This window comes from Thalassolituus marinus (assembly GCF_020320395.1).
GTDB lineage: Bacteria > Pseudomonadota > Gammaproteobacteria > Pseudomonadales > Oceanobacteraceae > Venatoribacter > Venatoribacter marinus.
The window spans coordinates 71,500-86,497 of sequence record NZ_JAEDAH010000102.1 but is presented as its reverse complement, the minus strand read 5'-3'; the positions used below and the strand labels follow the sequence as shown (position 1 = coordinate 86,497).

Sequence of the window (14,998 nt, the reverse complement as noted above, 5' to 3'; positions counted from 1 at the left end):
CAATATATTGTTGTTAATTAAACAATAAAGGCGATATTTATCAAGGATACGTTGATGGCTAAAGTGGTTGTTAAGCAGTGAGGCACAGGCACAACGCCGCAGCCACCGCCAAAACAAATAATCCTGGAGATACGCTATGAACAACGCACTGATCACAAAACTTTTCGCATCCGACAGCTCTGCCAGCGCCAGCCTGGCTGCTCTGATTCTGCGTGTACCGGTAGGTCTGGTACTGGCTGCCCACGGCGCACAGAAACTGTTCGCCTGGTTTGGCGGTTACGGTCTGGAAGGCACCGGACAGTGGATGGCCAGCATTGGTCTGGAGCCGGGCTACCTGATGGCATTACTGGCCGGCAGTGCAGAATTCTTCGGCGGTCTGGCACTGGCCATTGGTCTGCTCACCCGTCCGGCGGCAGCGGTAACTGCCTTCACCATGCTGGTAGCAATGGTCAGCGTGCACATCGGTAACGGTCTGTTTATGGCCAATAACGGTTACGAGTACGCACTGGTACTGATGGTGGTTGCCATTTCACTGGCCTTCTCCGGCGCAGGTCGCTACTCCGCAGACGCCGTTATCAGCAACAAACTGAGCTGATACAGCCATTCTCTGGCCTGCTGCTACGGCAGGCTTCGCTATTCACCGGAGGACACAATCATGTTGGTAAATGGTCAATGGACACAGGACTGGCAGCCGGTTCAGAACAAAGACGAAGACGGCCGTTTTGTGCGCCAGACATCCACCTTTCGCAACTGGATTACCGCCGACGGCAGCGCCGGGCCAACGGGCGAGGGCGGCTTTAAAGCCGAACCGGGCCGGTACCACCTGTATGTGGCTTACATCTGCCCCTGGGCATCACGCACGCTGATGGTACGGGCGCTGAAAGGGCTGGAAGACATGATCAGCGTGAGCATTGTGAATCCGGTACTGAGCGAACAGGGCTGGCAGTTTGCCGAAGACGAACACAGCTTCCCCGGCGCCAGCGCTGATGCCCTGCACAACAAACGCTATATGCACGAGCTGTATAGCCACGCCGACCCGCAGGTGAATGGCCGGGCTACCGTACCGGTACTGTGGGACAAGAAAACCGACCGGCTGGTGAATAACGAATCTGCCGACATCGTGCGTATGCTCAACAGCGCCTTTGACCACCTAACCGGCAATACACTGAACCTGTATCCGGCAGAGCTGGCAGCAGAAATTGATTCGCTGAACGAACACATCTACACCGACCTGAATAACGGCGTATATCAGGCCGGCTTTGCCACGACCCAGCAGGCTTACGAAGAGGCCTACCACAAAGTGTTCGCCACCCAGGATGAACTGGAACAGCGTCTGAGCGACGGCCGCCGCTATCTGTTCGGAGACACCCTGACCGAAACCGATATCCGCACCTTCGTTACTCTCATTCGCTTTGATAGCGCCTACCACGGCCTGTTTAAGTGCAACCGCAATATGCTGAAAGACATGAAAGCGTTACATGGCTATATGCTGCGCATTCACGCACTGCCAGGCATCGCCGCCACCGTGCGTCAGGACCATATCAAAGCAGGTTACTACTCGATTAAAAGCCTGAATCCGTCTGGTATTGTGCCGCTGGGACCAGAGGGCTGATCGAGGCTCTGCAGTAACTGACGCATATTCCACAAAACCTATCTATTACAGGGCCGGCAGCGAATGAATCGCGCCGGCCCTGTTTCGTTTTGGTCGTATATTCACACTTGCCGGATTAGCCAGAGGGTAGTAACGTAAACTTCAAATCAGTCAATAACGTGCTGCAAGCTGGAATTGACAGATGTGCACGTATTTCTGGCAGGGATTTTTGAGTTATGGAAGATTTCTCAGGCAGGTCAATGTGTTACGTGGGGTTTCTCGAAAGAGTCGCCCAGGATAAGTGCGCACGCACACTAACAAGCTGTTGTGTGAAAAGCACGAAGGGGTAGAACCCATGCGCTATTGCTGCTCTTCGGTTTGTTTCGCCTTCTCGGCCGCTTCTCTTCTGAAATCCAGGTATGAACCTGTATCTGCTTCTCGCTTCCAGATCAGAGGCTCTATGTCGTCGACTTGATGTGTATCTTTCGATAATGATGCAGTAGTAGTTCTCTCTCTCCCAACCCACTCTGGAGAGTCGATCTGGACTGTTTTCATGATAGAGGTGCAGTAGCTTCTGATTGCTGCTTCGTGAGAAGCAGTTTTTCCGTTTTTCGGGAAACCGAATAAAAACTGAAGATAGTGATTTTCAGTGATGGGAACGGACCATATGTATTCAATGAAATTACTGTGAGTAGAATGCTCCACCTCATTCATATGATAAGTAAACTCAATATCATTGATTACCCAGGTTTCAACATTCTGTAGAGCCGTTACATCTAAGTAATACCTTTCATCATTGAATTGCCTGGAGGTTTCGGACTTAACGACGTCTAACAATTTACCGGGTAGAAAGAGGTTTTGTCCATCTTTACACTTGGCGACTAAGAGTCTGAACTGTATGTAAGATTTTATCCCCAGTCCAAAGATACCTTTTATATCCCATATACTGGAATAGCAGGTCTCGTAACCTACAGATTCTTTATCAGTAATGAACTTTTCATGATCGTATAAATTGAAACTTGGGGAGTGCTCACGTTGAACCCCCCATTTCGTGGCTGTTGGGTTTAGCGCTGCTGAGACTTCGATACCCGATAGCTTAAAAGAACGTTGCTTCGCGTCTTTTAATTTTGGGAACCGAACACTGCCAAGTAAAGGGTATGACATTATTAGGCTCGTTGACGAAGCTGGTTGATTGTGTGGTCGATCATATCACCACCATTTTCGATTACTTTTGAGTTGGCTCCGAAATTAGACATAACCAGTGCGGCCCAGCCAGTAGCAAACGAAACAGCTTGAACAGATAGTGCTGCTTCCGGTATCAGGTAAGGACTAGCCCCTACGGCTGCCATCATAGTGCGTTTAAAACCAGTGGCGGTAAGTTGGCCTGGTGTCAGGTTGCGTAGGCCGTTTTCGCCTTGCTCCTTCATCTGCCGTGCTGAAACATGAATTTCACTGATGGCGTTTCCTGTCCCCCAAGTTTGTGACAAGTTCATCTCGTTCATCAATGGTCGCTGTGGAGCCAGTTGCATGCCTGCTTTCTTGCGGTAGTGGTCGATGACAGAGAGGTTCATCGTTGGGTTAGCATAGAATACTTTCTGCTTACCGAGGTTTTCGATCTCTTTCGGCGAAAGCTCTTTCAAGGCAATCTGAAGTGCACGTTTGAAGAGCGCATGGCCTTTTTCATGCAGGGTCCAGTTAAGCTCTTTACCAGCTCTCGCTTCAATGCGGATTATCTGAGCAAGCTTCTTAGCGTTTTCCGATCCGCCCTTGGGGTTAACGATAGATGCGTCAAACACTTCTCTAAAGCTGGAGTCTAAACCACCGCCACAATTGTTATAGAAGATCGTAAAACCAGAGCTTTCTATAGATGATTGGGTTGTATCTGGTTTGTATCCCCTTTCAATGAAGGGGGGCATGGTGTTGACTGCGGTATTTAGATCTTCAAAACCACCATTCACGGCAATGTGCTCTGACCAAACTCGCTTGGTTTCCATTGTCGACCACTCCGATCTACGATCTTTATTGTGCGATACAGAGTAGAGTGCAGTTTTGTTTTCGGATTTATTTCGGGCAAGATCATAGTCTTGCACAAACACACAACCGTTGGCCATGCTGTAGCAGATATAGCCACCATCTATTTCAAGCTTATGTTCTGTTGGCTTGAATCGACTAACGCTACTGCGGAGTAATCCATGGCGGTTATTCAGACTGTTGAGTTGGGATAGCAGGTAGCCTGCGTGGAAGTCCGTCTTGGCTTTGTTTTTCAGGCGGTTGTAGTTTGAGTGTTCGCTCTTTGGCACGAACACTTTCATCCCTTGATCGGGCGGGCTGATTTGCTTCCATGGCTGCCCCTGAAAAATGGCTTCATTGCCTTTGATGCAGACTTCCATATCGTTTCCCTTGATGTTGTCTGGTTATGGCGGACCATACCACAGCGTCTCGTAGAGGTTAAGTTTGGCCATGACAGTTATGTTAGGGATTGTGATGCTGGTCTGGGTATTTGAGTGAGTCTGTTATTTATGACGTTATCTGGCTAATACTATCTACTCGACAGTTTGACCACTACAGATCAGCCGGTTATTTATTCGGGCGGTGCGCTGTAGGGCACTATGCTTGAGTTCGATAACCGGCAATAAAAAGGACAGCCACTCTAAGAAAATCCAGTTTTGGTTGTTGGATGCTACGTGTTGATATATCCATGTTCCTTGGGCAGCATGGCTGCATAGTGTGGCTAAGCCAATGCTATGAGTTATGCTGTTAGGGGCGGAATTTCAGGCGCAGCAAGCCCTCAGATGTGCCTGATTGTTATGGAATTATGAGGGAAGGTGCTCTAGCCGAAGGCTGTTCGGCAACGATTCAGCCCTGGTGGGCGCTGGTACGGAGCAATAAAAAGGACAGCCACTCTAAGAAAATCCAGTTTTGGTTGTTGGATGCTACGTGTTGATATATCCATGTTCCTTGGGCAGCATGGCTGCATAGTGTGGCTAAGCCAATGCTATGAGTTATGCTGTTAGGGGCGGAATTTCAGGCGCAGCAAGCCCTCAGATGTGCCTGATTGTTATGGAATTATGAGGGAAGGTGCTCTAGCCGAAGGCTGTTCGGCAACGATTCAGCCCTGGTGGGCGCTGGTACTGTAGCCTCTCGCAGGTCGAGCGTAGTTTTTGTTCGTTGCCAGCAAAGGTGCTGAAGGTATTCTCGAAGTTCTGCGTCATGCTTAGCCAGCGATCTTTATCTAATCCAAGTCGTTCCAGAATTTTCTCAGAACTGTCAGAAATAAAGCCGCGTTTGTCTTCGCGTATAATTCGCCCGGTTGCATCCACCAGTTCCAGATAATCGGTCAACTTCATTGCGATGCCTTTAGGCATAGCCTGACGGGGATTTCCGGCAAAGGACAGTAGCTCTTTAGGTTGTTGATGTAAGTGATTAGGGGTGTGAGCTGTTTTTGCTTTTTCTACTCGGCACTTAATCGATGTATGGTCAGAGTCTTCCGGAGTTTTTGCCATACAGGCTCGAACAGGATTGAGATCAACATAGGCCATACAGGCAGCGAGTGCTGCTTCATCAAGCAGAGCTTGTGATTTGAAGCGACCTTCCCAGAATCTGCCGGTGCAATCATCTTCCAGATTGGCCTCACGAGCAATGGACTCGTTCAGAACCCGCATAAACCAGCTGATATCAGTGAGCCGAGTACGCCATTCGGTAATGTATATCTGGAGTCTTGCCAGATCGGCTTTATTCATTTCATCGCCGCGCATAAAGCGCTGAGACAGCAGGTTTCCTTTAAACAGCGAGTGCCAGCGCTCAATGACTTCTTCATCAGTCCAGGACTTACTGGAATCAGAATCAACATAAAGAACAACATGGTAGTGATTGCTCATGATGGCATATGCAGCAATCTGAATAGCAAACATTTGAGGGAGTTCTAAGAGTTTATTCTCAAGCCAGCCTCGACGATGCTCATAACTCTCACCGGTAACAGAGTCGGTTCCACAAAGAAATGCTCGGCGAACACAGCGTGAAACGCAGTGATAGTAGGGCGTATCTTCAATGGACACCTGTTGCTTCCGTGGCTTGGGCATAATCATATTCCGTATGCTGACTGCAGTTTTTAGCCTAGTCAGTGGTTAGATGTTGATCAATCGGAAGAATGTGTTAGCGTGGGTGTCTCAGGGAGAAACTTACATGCTCTGAAGTTGTCCGGAATAGCAGATATGCCGGCGCTGCAATTGTCTCTGTTGGCCGAAATACTTTGCTTAGCAAATAAGAGTTGGTCTTATTTCATGCTTATGTCTTAGGTGGTGTTGTTCGTATCAGGTTTCTTTGGACATTATTTATAAATAAGTTAATCGCACTTTTTTTTTATATCGGACTGTTGTGTGTACTGAATGGATAACAAACTGATAGCGCAGGGTTCTATTCGGGCCATATTGTTAGTGCTGGCTAGTGTTAATAAATTCTTCATCTAAAGTTGCTTGCTGGAATCGCATCTGATTCCTTCTTGTTATCTGAAAATGAGAAAAACAATAATAAAGGAATATATCGATGAAGAAGTTAATGAGTTGTATTGCTCTCAGTAGTGCTCTGGTATTCAATGCTGCGCCAGCCAGTGCTGCCTTCAGTTTGTCCGGCACAGATTTATTCAGTTCGGCGTTCAGCTCTCAGAGTCCTGATGCTAATGAGGTCAATCAGGAAGCTCTGCAACTGGTTGCGCAATTACTGCAAGCAGTGCCGCAGCTGTCCGGTGTTGCCTTGGGTCAGGGCTTTAACTCCAGTCTGGGTAATTTAAGCGGTCTGTCGTCGGGTGAGGTTTATCGCATGACGCTGGCGGACGGCCTGGACGTCAGCCTGAGCAATATAACGCTGGCACCAATCGGTGCTTCGGTGAATTTCTATTTCGACGATTATCCGCTGATTCCGGCCAGTGATAACACGGAAGCCATTAATGTCAGCGGACCAGTATCTGGCTCATTCGCCTACCGTACACTGACGCAGAAGATTTCGCTGAATCTGGATTCGGTGGATGATCAGCCGGTTATTTATTCGGGCGGTGCGCTGCAGGGCACTATGCTTGAGTTCGATAACCTGCGTATTACCATTAATACCGCTAAATATATTCCGTTCTGGGAAGAGCCGGTAAAAGTGGAAGGTCGGGTGTACATTAACGGGGTTATGGTGCCGGTCGAGGAGCTGGTAACTCTGATCAAGCTGCTTTCTGCATAAGTCTGCAGTAGTGGAATCTTAATTTCACCAGCCTTACGCGTCGGATGTCCGACGCGTATTTATTCTGCCAGCTTATCCCTCAAGCTTATCCAGCACCGCCGCTAAGCGGCTAACAGCACCCTCCACATCGTGCAGTTTATCCAGTCCGAATAAACCCACGCGGAAGCTTTTGTAGCTGTCCGGTTCGTCGCACATCAGTGGTACACCGGCGGCGGCTTGCAGGCCGAGGCGGGCGAATTTGCTGCCGTTCTGAATATCCGGGTCGCTGGTGTAGCTGACCACCACGCCGGGGGCTTTAAAGCCATCAGCGGCGACGCTGCGAATACCGCGGCCTTCCAGCATGGTGCGTACCGCCTGACCAAGAGCGATCTGTTCGTCGCGCACTTTGGCAAAACCGTAATCACGGGTTTCCAGCATGGTGTCGCGGAATTTTGCTAAAGCATCGGTTGGCATGGTGGCGTGGTAGGCATGGCCGCCATTTTCGTAGGCTTTCATGATGTTTGACCACTGCTTGAGGTTGCAGGCGAAGCTGCTGCTTTCGCGGCTTTGCATGCGCTCATAGGCAGCTTCATTAAGCATGACCAGTGCAGCACAAGGCGAGGCGCTCCAGCCTTTCTGTGGAGCACTGAGTAGCACGTCAACGCCGGTGGCTTTCATATCCACCCATAAGGTGCCGGAGGCCACGCAGTCGAGTACAAACAAACCACCAACCTGGTGCACAGCATCGGCCACGGCTTTCAGGTAGTCGTCGGGCAGTATCATGCCGGATGCGGTTTCAACGTGGGGGGCAAACACCATATCGGGTTTTTCGCTGAGAATGGTGCTGACCACTTCGTCGATGGGTGCCGGAGCGAAGGGTGCCTGTTCGTCATCACTGATGCGACGCGCTTTCAGCACGGTTTCGCTGGCTGGAATACTGCCGGCAGCAAAGATCTGACTCCAGCGATAGCTGAACCAGCCGTTACGAATCACCAGGCATTTCTGCTGATGCGCAAACTGACGGGCGATGGCTTCCATACCGTAGGTGCCACCGCCGGGAACCACGACCACATGATCTGCGTGGTAAACGTCTTTCAGTGTGCTGGAAATATCGCGCATCACTTGCTGGAAGCGGGCCGACATATGATTCAAGGAGCGATCGGTAAATACCACTGAATATTCGAGCAGACCGTCCGGATCAACATCCGGTAATAATCCCGCCATGGAAGGCTCCTTGCTTTAATAAATGACTGAAGTTGACTGATTAGACAGGATGTCGCGGCAGAAATAAAGCCACAAGCGTCCGACGTCCGACGTCCGACGTCCGACGTCCGACGCCTCAAGCCTCAAGCCTCAAGCCTCAAGCCTCAAGCCTCAAGCCTCAAGCCTCAAGCCTCAAGCCTCAAGCCTCAAGCGTCTGACGTCCGACTTATTCTTTCCGCTTACGCTGTGCGTCTTTAAACGCCTGCTTTTCTTTTCGGCGTTTTTCAATCACTGTGGTCAGGTCGTCACCGATATGAGTTTCGCCGCGCTCACGGGCCAGTTGCATTTGTTTTTCGCGGGCACGGAAGCGTTCGCGGTGTTCGTCTGAATATTCGTCAAAACACTGGTGGCAGCTGACGCCTTGTTCGTAGTGCGCGTGTTGTTTGTCGTCTTCAGTAATCGGGCGGCGACAGGCGTGGCACTGGTCGTAAATACCTTTTTCCAGGCTGTGGTTTACCGCTACGCGGTTATCGAACACAAAGCATTCGCCTTCCCACATGGATTCTTCGGCCGGCACGTCTTCCAGATATTTCAGAATGCCGCCTTCCAGGTGGTACACCTCATCAAAACCCTGTTCTTTCAGGTAGGCGGTGGATTTTTCGCAGCGGATACCACCGGTACAGAACATGGCGACTTTTTTGTTTTTCGCCGGGTCCAGATTCTCTTTTACGTACTGTGGAAACTCGCGGAAGGTTTTGGTTTTCGGGTCGAGTGCGCCCTTAAAGGTACCAATATTCACTTCGTAATCGTTGCGTGTATCCACCAGAACCACATCCGGGTCGGAAATCAGCGCGTTCCAGTCGGCCGGTTTTACATAGGTACCGACCACGCGTTTCGGGTCGATGCCTTCCACACCCATGGTGACGATTTCTTTTTTCAGTTTAACCTTGGTGCGGTAAAACGGGTTTTTCTCGTCGTATGACTCTTTGTAGCTGATGTCGGCCAGACGCGGGTCCTGTTTCAGGTAATCGAGCAGGCCGTCGATGCCTTCACGGGTGGCGGCAACGGTGCCGTTAATGCCTTCTGCGGCCAGCAGCAGGGTGCCGCGCACGCCCAGACGTTTCATTTCGTCGGCCAGTGGCTGCTGCAGGTCCTGGTAGTTGTCGAGGGTGACAAATTTGTACATGGCGCACACCACGGTTGGCTGTGCGTTGGTTTGTTCGGTCATAATGTTTTCCTTGCTGGCCGGAGCGTAAATCCGGTGCATCTGAGTTAAAACGTCGCCGCAGTTCGGCGGGCGGCAAGTATACCCATCTTATCTGACTAATTCAGTCGGGTAAGGCCATGGATTTTGTGAGGTTTTTATGACGACATCGGTACTGGTGAATCGCCACTGTGAAGACAGGGAATACTTCTTTGATGAGGGCTGTTTTATCAATGAACTGCTGAATACAGAGCAGGATGCTGCGGTTTCCATTGCCAGAGCAAAAGTTCAGGTGGGCGAAACCACGCGCTGGCATCGGTTACAGGGTATTACCGAGCGCTATCTCATTGTCAGCGGTCAGGGTACGGCGAATATCGGTGACGAAAATATTGAGCTGAAAGCGGGGGATGTGGTGGTGATTCCGGCGGGTGTGCGTCAGCGTATTACCAATAGCGGCGAGGATATGCTGGAGTTTCCGGCGATCTGTACGCCTCGCTTTGTGGTCGAGGCGTACGAAGATCTGGAAGCCGGGATCAGCTGATTTTGCCGGTTACGCGTACGCGGCGGCTGCCAACTTCTACCGGAGCCTGCTGCGCCTGAGCGCGTTGCTTCAGTTTGTCGTCGATAACGTTTTTCAGGGCAATCAGAATACCCATCGCCATAAACGCGCCCGGTGGCAGAATGGCAAACAGGAAATCCGGGTAGTCTTTTACCAGTTCGATTTTCCAGTGCGCCGCGTCCGCGCCGAACAGCAGCTGCATGTTAGAGAAAATCACACCCTGACCCAGCACTTCACGCATGGCGCCCAGCAGAACCAGAATCACGGTAAAACCCAGTGCCATCATAAAGCCGTCGACCACGGATGGAATGATCGGATTTTTACAGGCAAAAGAGTCTGCACGGCCAAGGATGACGCAGTTGGTTACGATCAGCGGAATAAAAATACCCAGCACTTCGTACAGTTCGTAGGTAAAGGCCTGCATGACCAGCTCGGCCACGGTTACGAACGAGGCAATAATCATAACGAAGGCTGGCAGACGCACGGCATCGGGTACGTGATTACGAATCAGCGACACCGAAAAGTTAGAACCGACCAGTACCATCATGGTGGCCAGACCCAGACCTAATGCGTTAACCACCGAGCCGGTAACCGCCAGCAGCGGACACAGGCCCAGCAACTGTACCAGTGCCGGGTTGTTGTTCCACAGGCCATCAAGGCTGATGTCGCGAAGGGATTTAGTCGCCATTATTTATCTCCTGCTGCAACAGGGGCCGGCTGCGGCGCACTGAGCAGTTGGTCTTTATGCTGAGCGAAGAATTTCTGCGCCAGTTTTACCGCTTTTACCACCGCCCGAGGGGTGATGGTCGCACCGGTAAACTGGTCGAACTGACCGCCATCTTTTTTCACTGCCCAGCCATCTTCGCCCGGATTGTTCAGGCTTTTACCGGCAAACGACAGCACCCAGTCGGATTTTTTCAGGTCGATTTTATCGCCCAGTCCGGGGGTTTCACGGTGTTCGGTAACGCGCACACCGGCCAGGGTGCCGTCTGCATGAATGCCTACCAGCAGTTTGATTACGGTGGTGTAACCATCCGGCGCTACCACGGGCAGAATAACGGTGTTTACCTTGCCTTCAGTGCGGGCCAGGTAAATTTTATCTTTTTCTGCCAGCGGGCCCAGCAGCTGCTGATTCAAGCTACTGCCAACCACCGCGAGGGTGTCCTGCAGAATATCGTTGTCGTAACTACCGGCCGGAACCAGTTCGTTTAACGCACGCGCCTGGGCCATGCGGATATTGTGTTCAATGCGCTCGGCGGTGGTGACCTGAGCCACGGCAATGGCACCGGCGGTTACCAGTGCAAACAACGCTAAGCCAACGGCGTTGCGACGAATGGAAAGCAGTAATTCGTTCATGCCGGCTCCTTACTTCTTCTCTGGCAGGCCACGACGCGCTTTGCTGTGGCCATAGGTACGCGGCTGGGTGTAGGCGTCGATAAACGGCGCGGCAAAGTTCATCAGCAGCACGGCGAAGGCGACCGCATCCGGGTACGCGCCCCAGGTACGGATAACAAACAGCAGAATGCCAATGCCGGCACCGTAGATCAGTTTACCCAGCGGGGTGGTGGATGCGGTTACCGGGTCGGTGGCGATAAAGAACGCACCGAGCATGGTGGCGCCACTCAGCAGGTGCAGCGACAACGGGGTGTACATGTCTTCATCCCAGCCGAACATCAGCGAGCACAGGGTCAGGGCGCTGAGCATGGCAACCGGGATATGCCAGGTAATGATGCGGCGCAGAATCAGCAATACGCCACCAACGAGGAAGGCGATGTTCACCCATTCCCAGCCGCCGTTCAGCCAGCCGTTGAAGGTGGCTTGAGCCAGCACGTCATCAGACGTGGATTTGGCAATCAGGTGCTTGTAGGCATCCAGTGGTGTTGCGCCGCTGAAGGCATCCGCCAGATGGGCGTTGCCAGCGAAAATTACGCTCAGGGTATCGGCGAAGCCCATGGCTGGTGCGCCAGTCATTTGCGTCGACAGCGCCCAGGCGGTGGTCATCTGTACCGGGAAAGACACCAGCACCAGAGCATAACCAACCATGGCCGGGTTAAACGGGTTGTTGCCCATGCCGCCGTACAGCTGCTTGGAAAATACGATGGCAAACGAGGTGGCGACTGCGGTTACCCAGAATGGCGCAAAGGGTGGCAGTGCCAGGCCCAGCAGCACGCCGGTGAGCAGGGCAGAGTTGTCTTTCAGGAAAAAGCTTACCGGACGCTTACGCAGCAGCAGAATAGCGGCTTCGCTGGCCAGTGCCACAGCGCAGGCTAACACCACATTGATCAGCGTTCCCCAGCCAAACAGAGCGGTCATGGCAATCAGGCCCGGCACGGTGGCCAGTGCAACGATGGCCATCACTTTGCTGGTGCTGTTCGGACCGTGTGTGTGAGGAGAAGATAAAGTCAGCAGACCCATGTTCAGGAAGCCCCGTTATTTGCATTTGCTGCCAGTGCTTCGGCAGCGGTTAATTCCTGTTGCAGCTGCTGCAGTTTATCCAGCTGCTTCTGTACACCCATGGCCAGAGCGTCGGCGGTGTCCAGCCCATCGGCTTTGGCCATGTCGTGGCGCTCCTGCATTTTCTGTACGCGATCTTCCTGCGCCAGAATCTTCTTGCGCAGGGCGTCGAGTTCTTCTGCGCTCGGTGCTGGTGCTGCCGGGGCATCACCGCTGAGTGCGGCTTCATAGGCGGCTTTGGCTTCGTCGACGCGCTCCTGCTGCTTATCAATGCCAGCCTGCAGGGCATCGACGGTATCCAGACCTTCGGCTTTGGCTTGCTCCAGACGCTTCAGTGCAGTATCCAGACGCCCCTGTGCGGTTTCCCATTTACGCTTCAGACGTTCCGGGCTGTTCGGGTCGCCTTTGTCGGTTGCCGTGGCGGCAGGTTCCGCAGCCTGAGCGGCTTTCGCAGCTTTTTTCGCGGCGGCAATTTCTTTCGCCAGCTCTTTGATTTTGTCCTGGGTTTTTACCAGTGCTGCTTCAAACGCAGGAATTTTATCGGCCATGCTTTCATCGGCTTTGGCGGCGTCGAGTTTATCCTGGGTTTTGGCTTTGGCTGTCTGGGCGGCATCCAGTTTCTTCTGCAGCTTTTCCAGTTCTTCGCTGGCAGCAGGTGCAGCCGTAGCAACGTCACCGCTGGCAGCAGCGGCTTTTTTCTCTTGCTGTGCTTTTTCAGCCGCTTCGGCACGGGCTTTACGACGTGCTTCTTTTTCGGCTTCTTCGCGATCTTTACGTGCCTGACGCTCTTCAAAACGCAGGCGTGCTTTTTCGGCTTTGGCCTGAGCTGCACGTTCGTCGCGGATGGCGCCTTTGGCGTAGCGGTAGTACTGCACCAGAGGAATATGGCTTGGGCACACATAGGAACAGGCGCCGCACTCGATGCAATCGAAGATGTTGTGCTGTTCGGCTTTGTCGAACTCCTGGCTCTTACTGAACCAGTACAGCTGCTGTGGCAGCAGTTCTGCCGGACAGGCTTCTGAACACATACCACAACGGATGCAGGCCATAGCGACATCGTTCAGCGGCAGTTCTTTTTCCGTCGGTGCCAGCAGGCAGTTGCTGGTTTTAATAACCGGCAATTCCAGTTGCGGCAGAGCGAAGCCCATCATAGGTCCGCCCATAATTACACGTTCACGCTTCTGCTGCTGGTAACCGGCCAGTTGCAGCAGGTAGCTGACTGGCGTACCGATCATGGCGTCGTAGTTGCCAGCACGGGCGACGGAATCGCCGGTAACGGTGATGACGCGGGAAATCAGTGGTTCACCCAGCTCAACCGCGCGGTAAATAGCGGCGCTGGTGCCGACGTTCTGGCAGACAATGCCAATCGAGGCTGGAATACCGCCGGATGGTACTTCTTCGCCTGTCAGAATTTTGATCAGCTGTTTCTCGCCACCGGACGGGTATTTGGTCGGAATGGCGACCACATCAATGTGATGCTGTTCATTCACTTCCACCAGTGCGGCATTCAGGGCATCGATGGCCTGGGGTTTGTTGTCTTCAACGCCAATCAGGCAGCGTTTGGCACCGACAATGTGCAGCAGAATCTGAGCACCTTTGACCACTTCGATGGCGCGTTCACGCATCAGCATGTCGTCGGCGGTGATATAGGGTTCGCACTCAGCGCCGTTGAGAATCAGGGTGTGAATGTCCTGCTTGCCAATGTTCAGCTTTACCGAGGTGGGGAAACCCGCACCACCCATGCCGGCGATACCGCAGCTGCGGATGTGCTCTACCAGCTGGCGCGGGGTGATGTCCTGCAGATGCTCGACATTCAGGGTCTGACACAGGCCCTGATGCGTAATCCATTCGTCAGCACCGTCGCTGCGGATCACGATGCACAGTTCTTCCAGACCGGAGGCGTGTGGTACCGCACGCGGCTCGATGGCGGCAATGGTGCCAGAGGTTGGCGCGTGCAGTGGCACACTGACAAAACCTTCGGCTTCGGCAATCAGCTGGCCTTTTAATACTTTGTCACCGACAGCCACGACTGGCTGTGCAGCGGCACCAATGTGCTGGTGCAGGGGCAGAACCAGTTCAGACGGAATACCGGCCGACGCAATCGGGCGGCTGGTCGACTGGTCTTTGTTTTCTGCCGGATGAATGCCGCCATTAAAGGTATGAAGGCGAATCATGTTGGTCATGCAGCGTCTCCGGCCATAGGTTGATGACGGTCGGTGGCGATCAGTTCTACACCTGAGGTTGGTGCCTGCCAGTACCAGGTGTTTTTGTCTTTAGCGACGGGAACCATGTCGATGCAATCAACCGGGCATGGTTCAACACACAGGTCACAACCGGTGCATTCGTCGGCAATAACGGTATGCATCTGCTTGGCCGCGCCGAGGATGGCGTCGACCGGGCAGGCCTGAATGCACTTGGTGCAGCCGATGCACTCGTCTTCCCGAATAACGGCCACATGGGGTACGTCTTTTTCGGCACCGTGTTCGGCATCCAGTGGTTCAGGCTCTACGCCAAGCAGGTCGGCCAGCGACTGAATCGTGCCTTCCCCGCCCGGCGGGCATTTGTTGATTTTCTCGCCGCCAGCGATGGCTTCAGCGTATGGCTTACAGCCGGGGAAGCCACACTGACCGCACTGGGTCTGTGGCAGCAGGTTGTTGATCTGGTCAACAATCGGGTTACCTTCCACCTTGAAGCGCACCGCAGCAAAGCCGAGCAGGGCGCCGAACAGCGTGGCGAGGATGGCCAGTACGGAGATGGCAATTACAATGGTCCAGAGTGCAGCTGACAT

General features: G+C 52.7%; 14 protein-coding genes. 4 read left to right on the top strand and 10 right to left on the bottom strand.

The features are described from left to right. Positions 1 to 136: 136 nt before the first annotated feature. Positions 137 to 595, top strand: coding sequence for a DoxX family protein (locus tag I9W95_RS16815; protein WP_225677000.1), 459 nt, complete (start codon positions 137 to 139; stop codon positions 593 to 595). Between the two features lie 60 nt (positions 596 to 655). Beyond that, entirely contained in the window at positions 656 to 1,612 is a 957-nt protein-coding gene (locus I9W95_RS16810) for a glutathione S-transferase family protein (protein ID WP_225676998.1), read from the top strand. A 339-nt stretch (positions 1,613 to 1,951) separates the two neighbouring features. Here I9W95_RS16810 and I9W95_RS16805 read toward each other — a convergent pair whose 3' ends face one another. The 3 genes from I9W95_RS16805 to I9W95_RS16795 all read right to left on the bottom strand — a co-directional run bounded on the left by I9W95_RS16805 (position 1,952) and on the right by I9W95_RS16795 (position 5,670). After that, on the bottom strand, positions 1,952 to 2,755 hold the full coding sequence (locus I9W95_RS16805) for a hypothetical protein (protein ID WP_225676996.1): 804 nt from the start codon (positions 2,753 to 2,755) through the stop codon (positions 1,952 to 1,954). Positions 2,756 to 2,757: 2 nt separating this feature from the next. Continuing rightward, complete coding sequence (locus I9W95_RS16800; RefSeq protein ID WP_225676994.1) at positions 2,758 to 3,981, bottom strand: hypothetical protein; 1,224 nt, start codon at positions 3,979 to 3,981, stop codon at positions 2,758 to 2,760. 693 nt (positions 3,982 to 4,674) lie between these two features. Next, positions 4,675 to 5,670 carry a transposase gene (locus I9W95_RS16795; RefSeq protein WP_225676992.1) on the bottom strand — a complete coding sequence of 332 codons (996 nt, stop codon included), beginning with the start codon at positions 5,668 to 5,670 and terminating at the stop codon, positions 4,675 to 4,677. Positions 5,671 to 6,133: 463 nt separating this feature from the next. Between I9W95_RS16795 and I9W95_RS16790 the strand changes: the two genes are divergently transcribed. Then, entirely contained in the window at positions 6,134 to 6,811 is a 678-nt protein-coding gene (locus I9W95_RS16790) for a hypothetical protein (protein WP_225676990.1), read from the top strand. A gap of 72 nt (positions 6,812 to 6,883) precedes the next feature. Here the strand turns inward: I9W95_RS16790 and I9W95_RS16785 are convergent, their stop codons facing one another. Both I9W95_RS16785 and trhO read right to left on the bottom strand, forming a co-directional pair. Next, a complete protein-coding gene (locus I9W95_RS16785) occupies positions 6,884 to 8,014 on the bottom strand; it encodes an aminotransferase class V-fold PLP-dependent enzyme (RefSeq protein WP_225676988.1) in 1,131 nt (376 codons plus the stop codon). Between the two features lie 205 nt (positions 8,015 to 8,219). After that, a complete protein-coding gene (trhO, locus tag I9W95_RS16780) occupies positions 8,220 to 9,221 on the bottom strand; it encodes an oxygen-dependent tRNA uridine(34) hydroxylase TrhO (protein ID WP_225676986.1) in 1,002 nt (333 codons plus the stop codon). Positions 9,222 to 9,357: 136 nt separating this feature from the next. Here trhO and I9W95_RS16775 point away from each other — a divergent pair, with 136 nt between their 5' ends. After that, positions 9,358 to 9,738, top strand: a complete 381-nt coding sequence (locus I9W95_RS16775; RefSeq protein WP_225676984.1) for a cupin domain-containing protein — start codon at positions 9,358 to 9,360, stop codon at positions 9,736 to 9,738. Here the strand turns inward: I9W95_RS16775 and I9W95_RS16770 are convergent. From I9W95_RS16770 to rsxB, 5 genes are read right to left on the bottom strand one after another with little or no spacing between them, the layout of a single operon-like run. Continuing rightward, positions 9,731 to 10,444, bottom strand: a complete 714-nt coding sequence (locus I9W95_RS16770) for an electron transport complex subunit E (RefSeq protein ID WP_225676982.1) — start codon at positions 10,442 to 10,444, stop codon at positions 9,731 to 9,733. The two genes, I9W95_RS16775 and I9W95_RS16770, sit on opposite strands and share 8 nt — an antisense overlap. Then, complete coding sequence (gene rsxG / locus I9W95_RS16765; RefSeq protein ID WP_225676980.1) at positions 10,444 to 11,112, bottom strand: electron transport complex subunit RsxG; 669 nt, start codon at positions 11,110 to 11,112, stop codon at positions 10,444 to 10,446. Before rsxG ends, I9W95_RS16770 begins: the two co-directional genes overlap by 1 nt. A gap of 9 nt (positions 11,113 to 11,121) precedes the next feature. After that, positions 11,122 to 12,171: an electron transport complex subunit RsxD gene (rsxD, locus tag I9W95_RS16760; protein ID WP_225676978.1), complete on the bottom strand. Its 1,050-nt coding sequence runs from the start codon at positions 12,169 to 12,171 to the stop codon at positions 11,122 to 11,124. Positions 12,172 to 12,173: 2 nt separating this feature from the next. After that, positions 12,174 to 14,393, bottom strand: coding sequence for an electron transport complex subunit RsxC (gene rsxC, locus I9W95_RS16755; protein ID WP_225676976.1), 2,220 nt, complete (start codon positions 14,391 to 14,393; stop codon positions 12,174 to 12,176). Beyond that, complete coding sequence (rsxB, locus tag I9W95_RS16750; RefSeq protein ID WP_225676974.1) at positions 14,390 to 14,998, bottom strand: electron transport complex subunit RsxB; 609 nt, start codon at positions 14,996 to 14,998, stop codon at positions 14,390 to 14,392. Before rsxB ends, rsxC begins: the two co-directional genes overlap by 4 nt.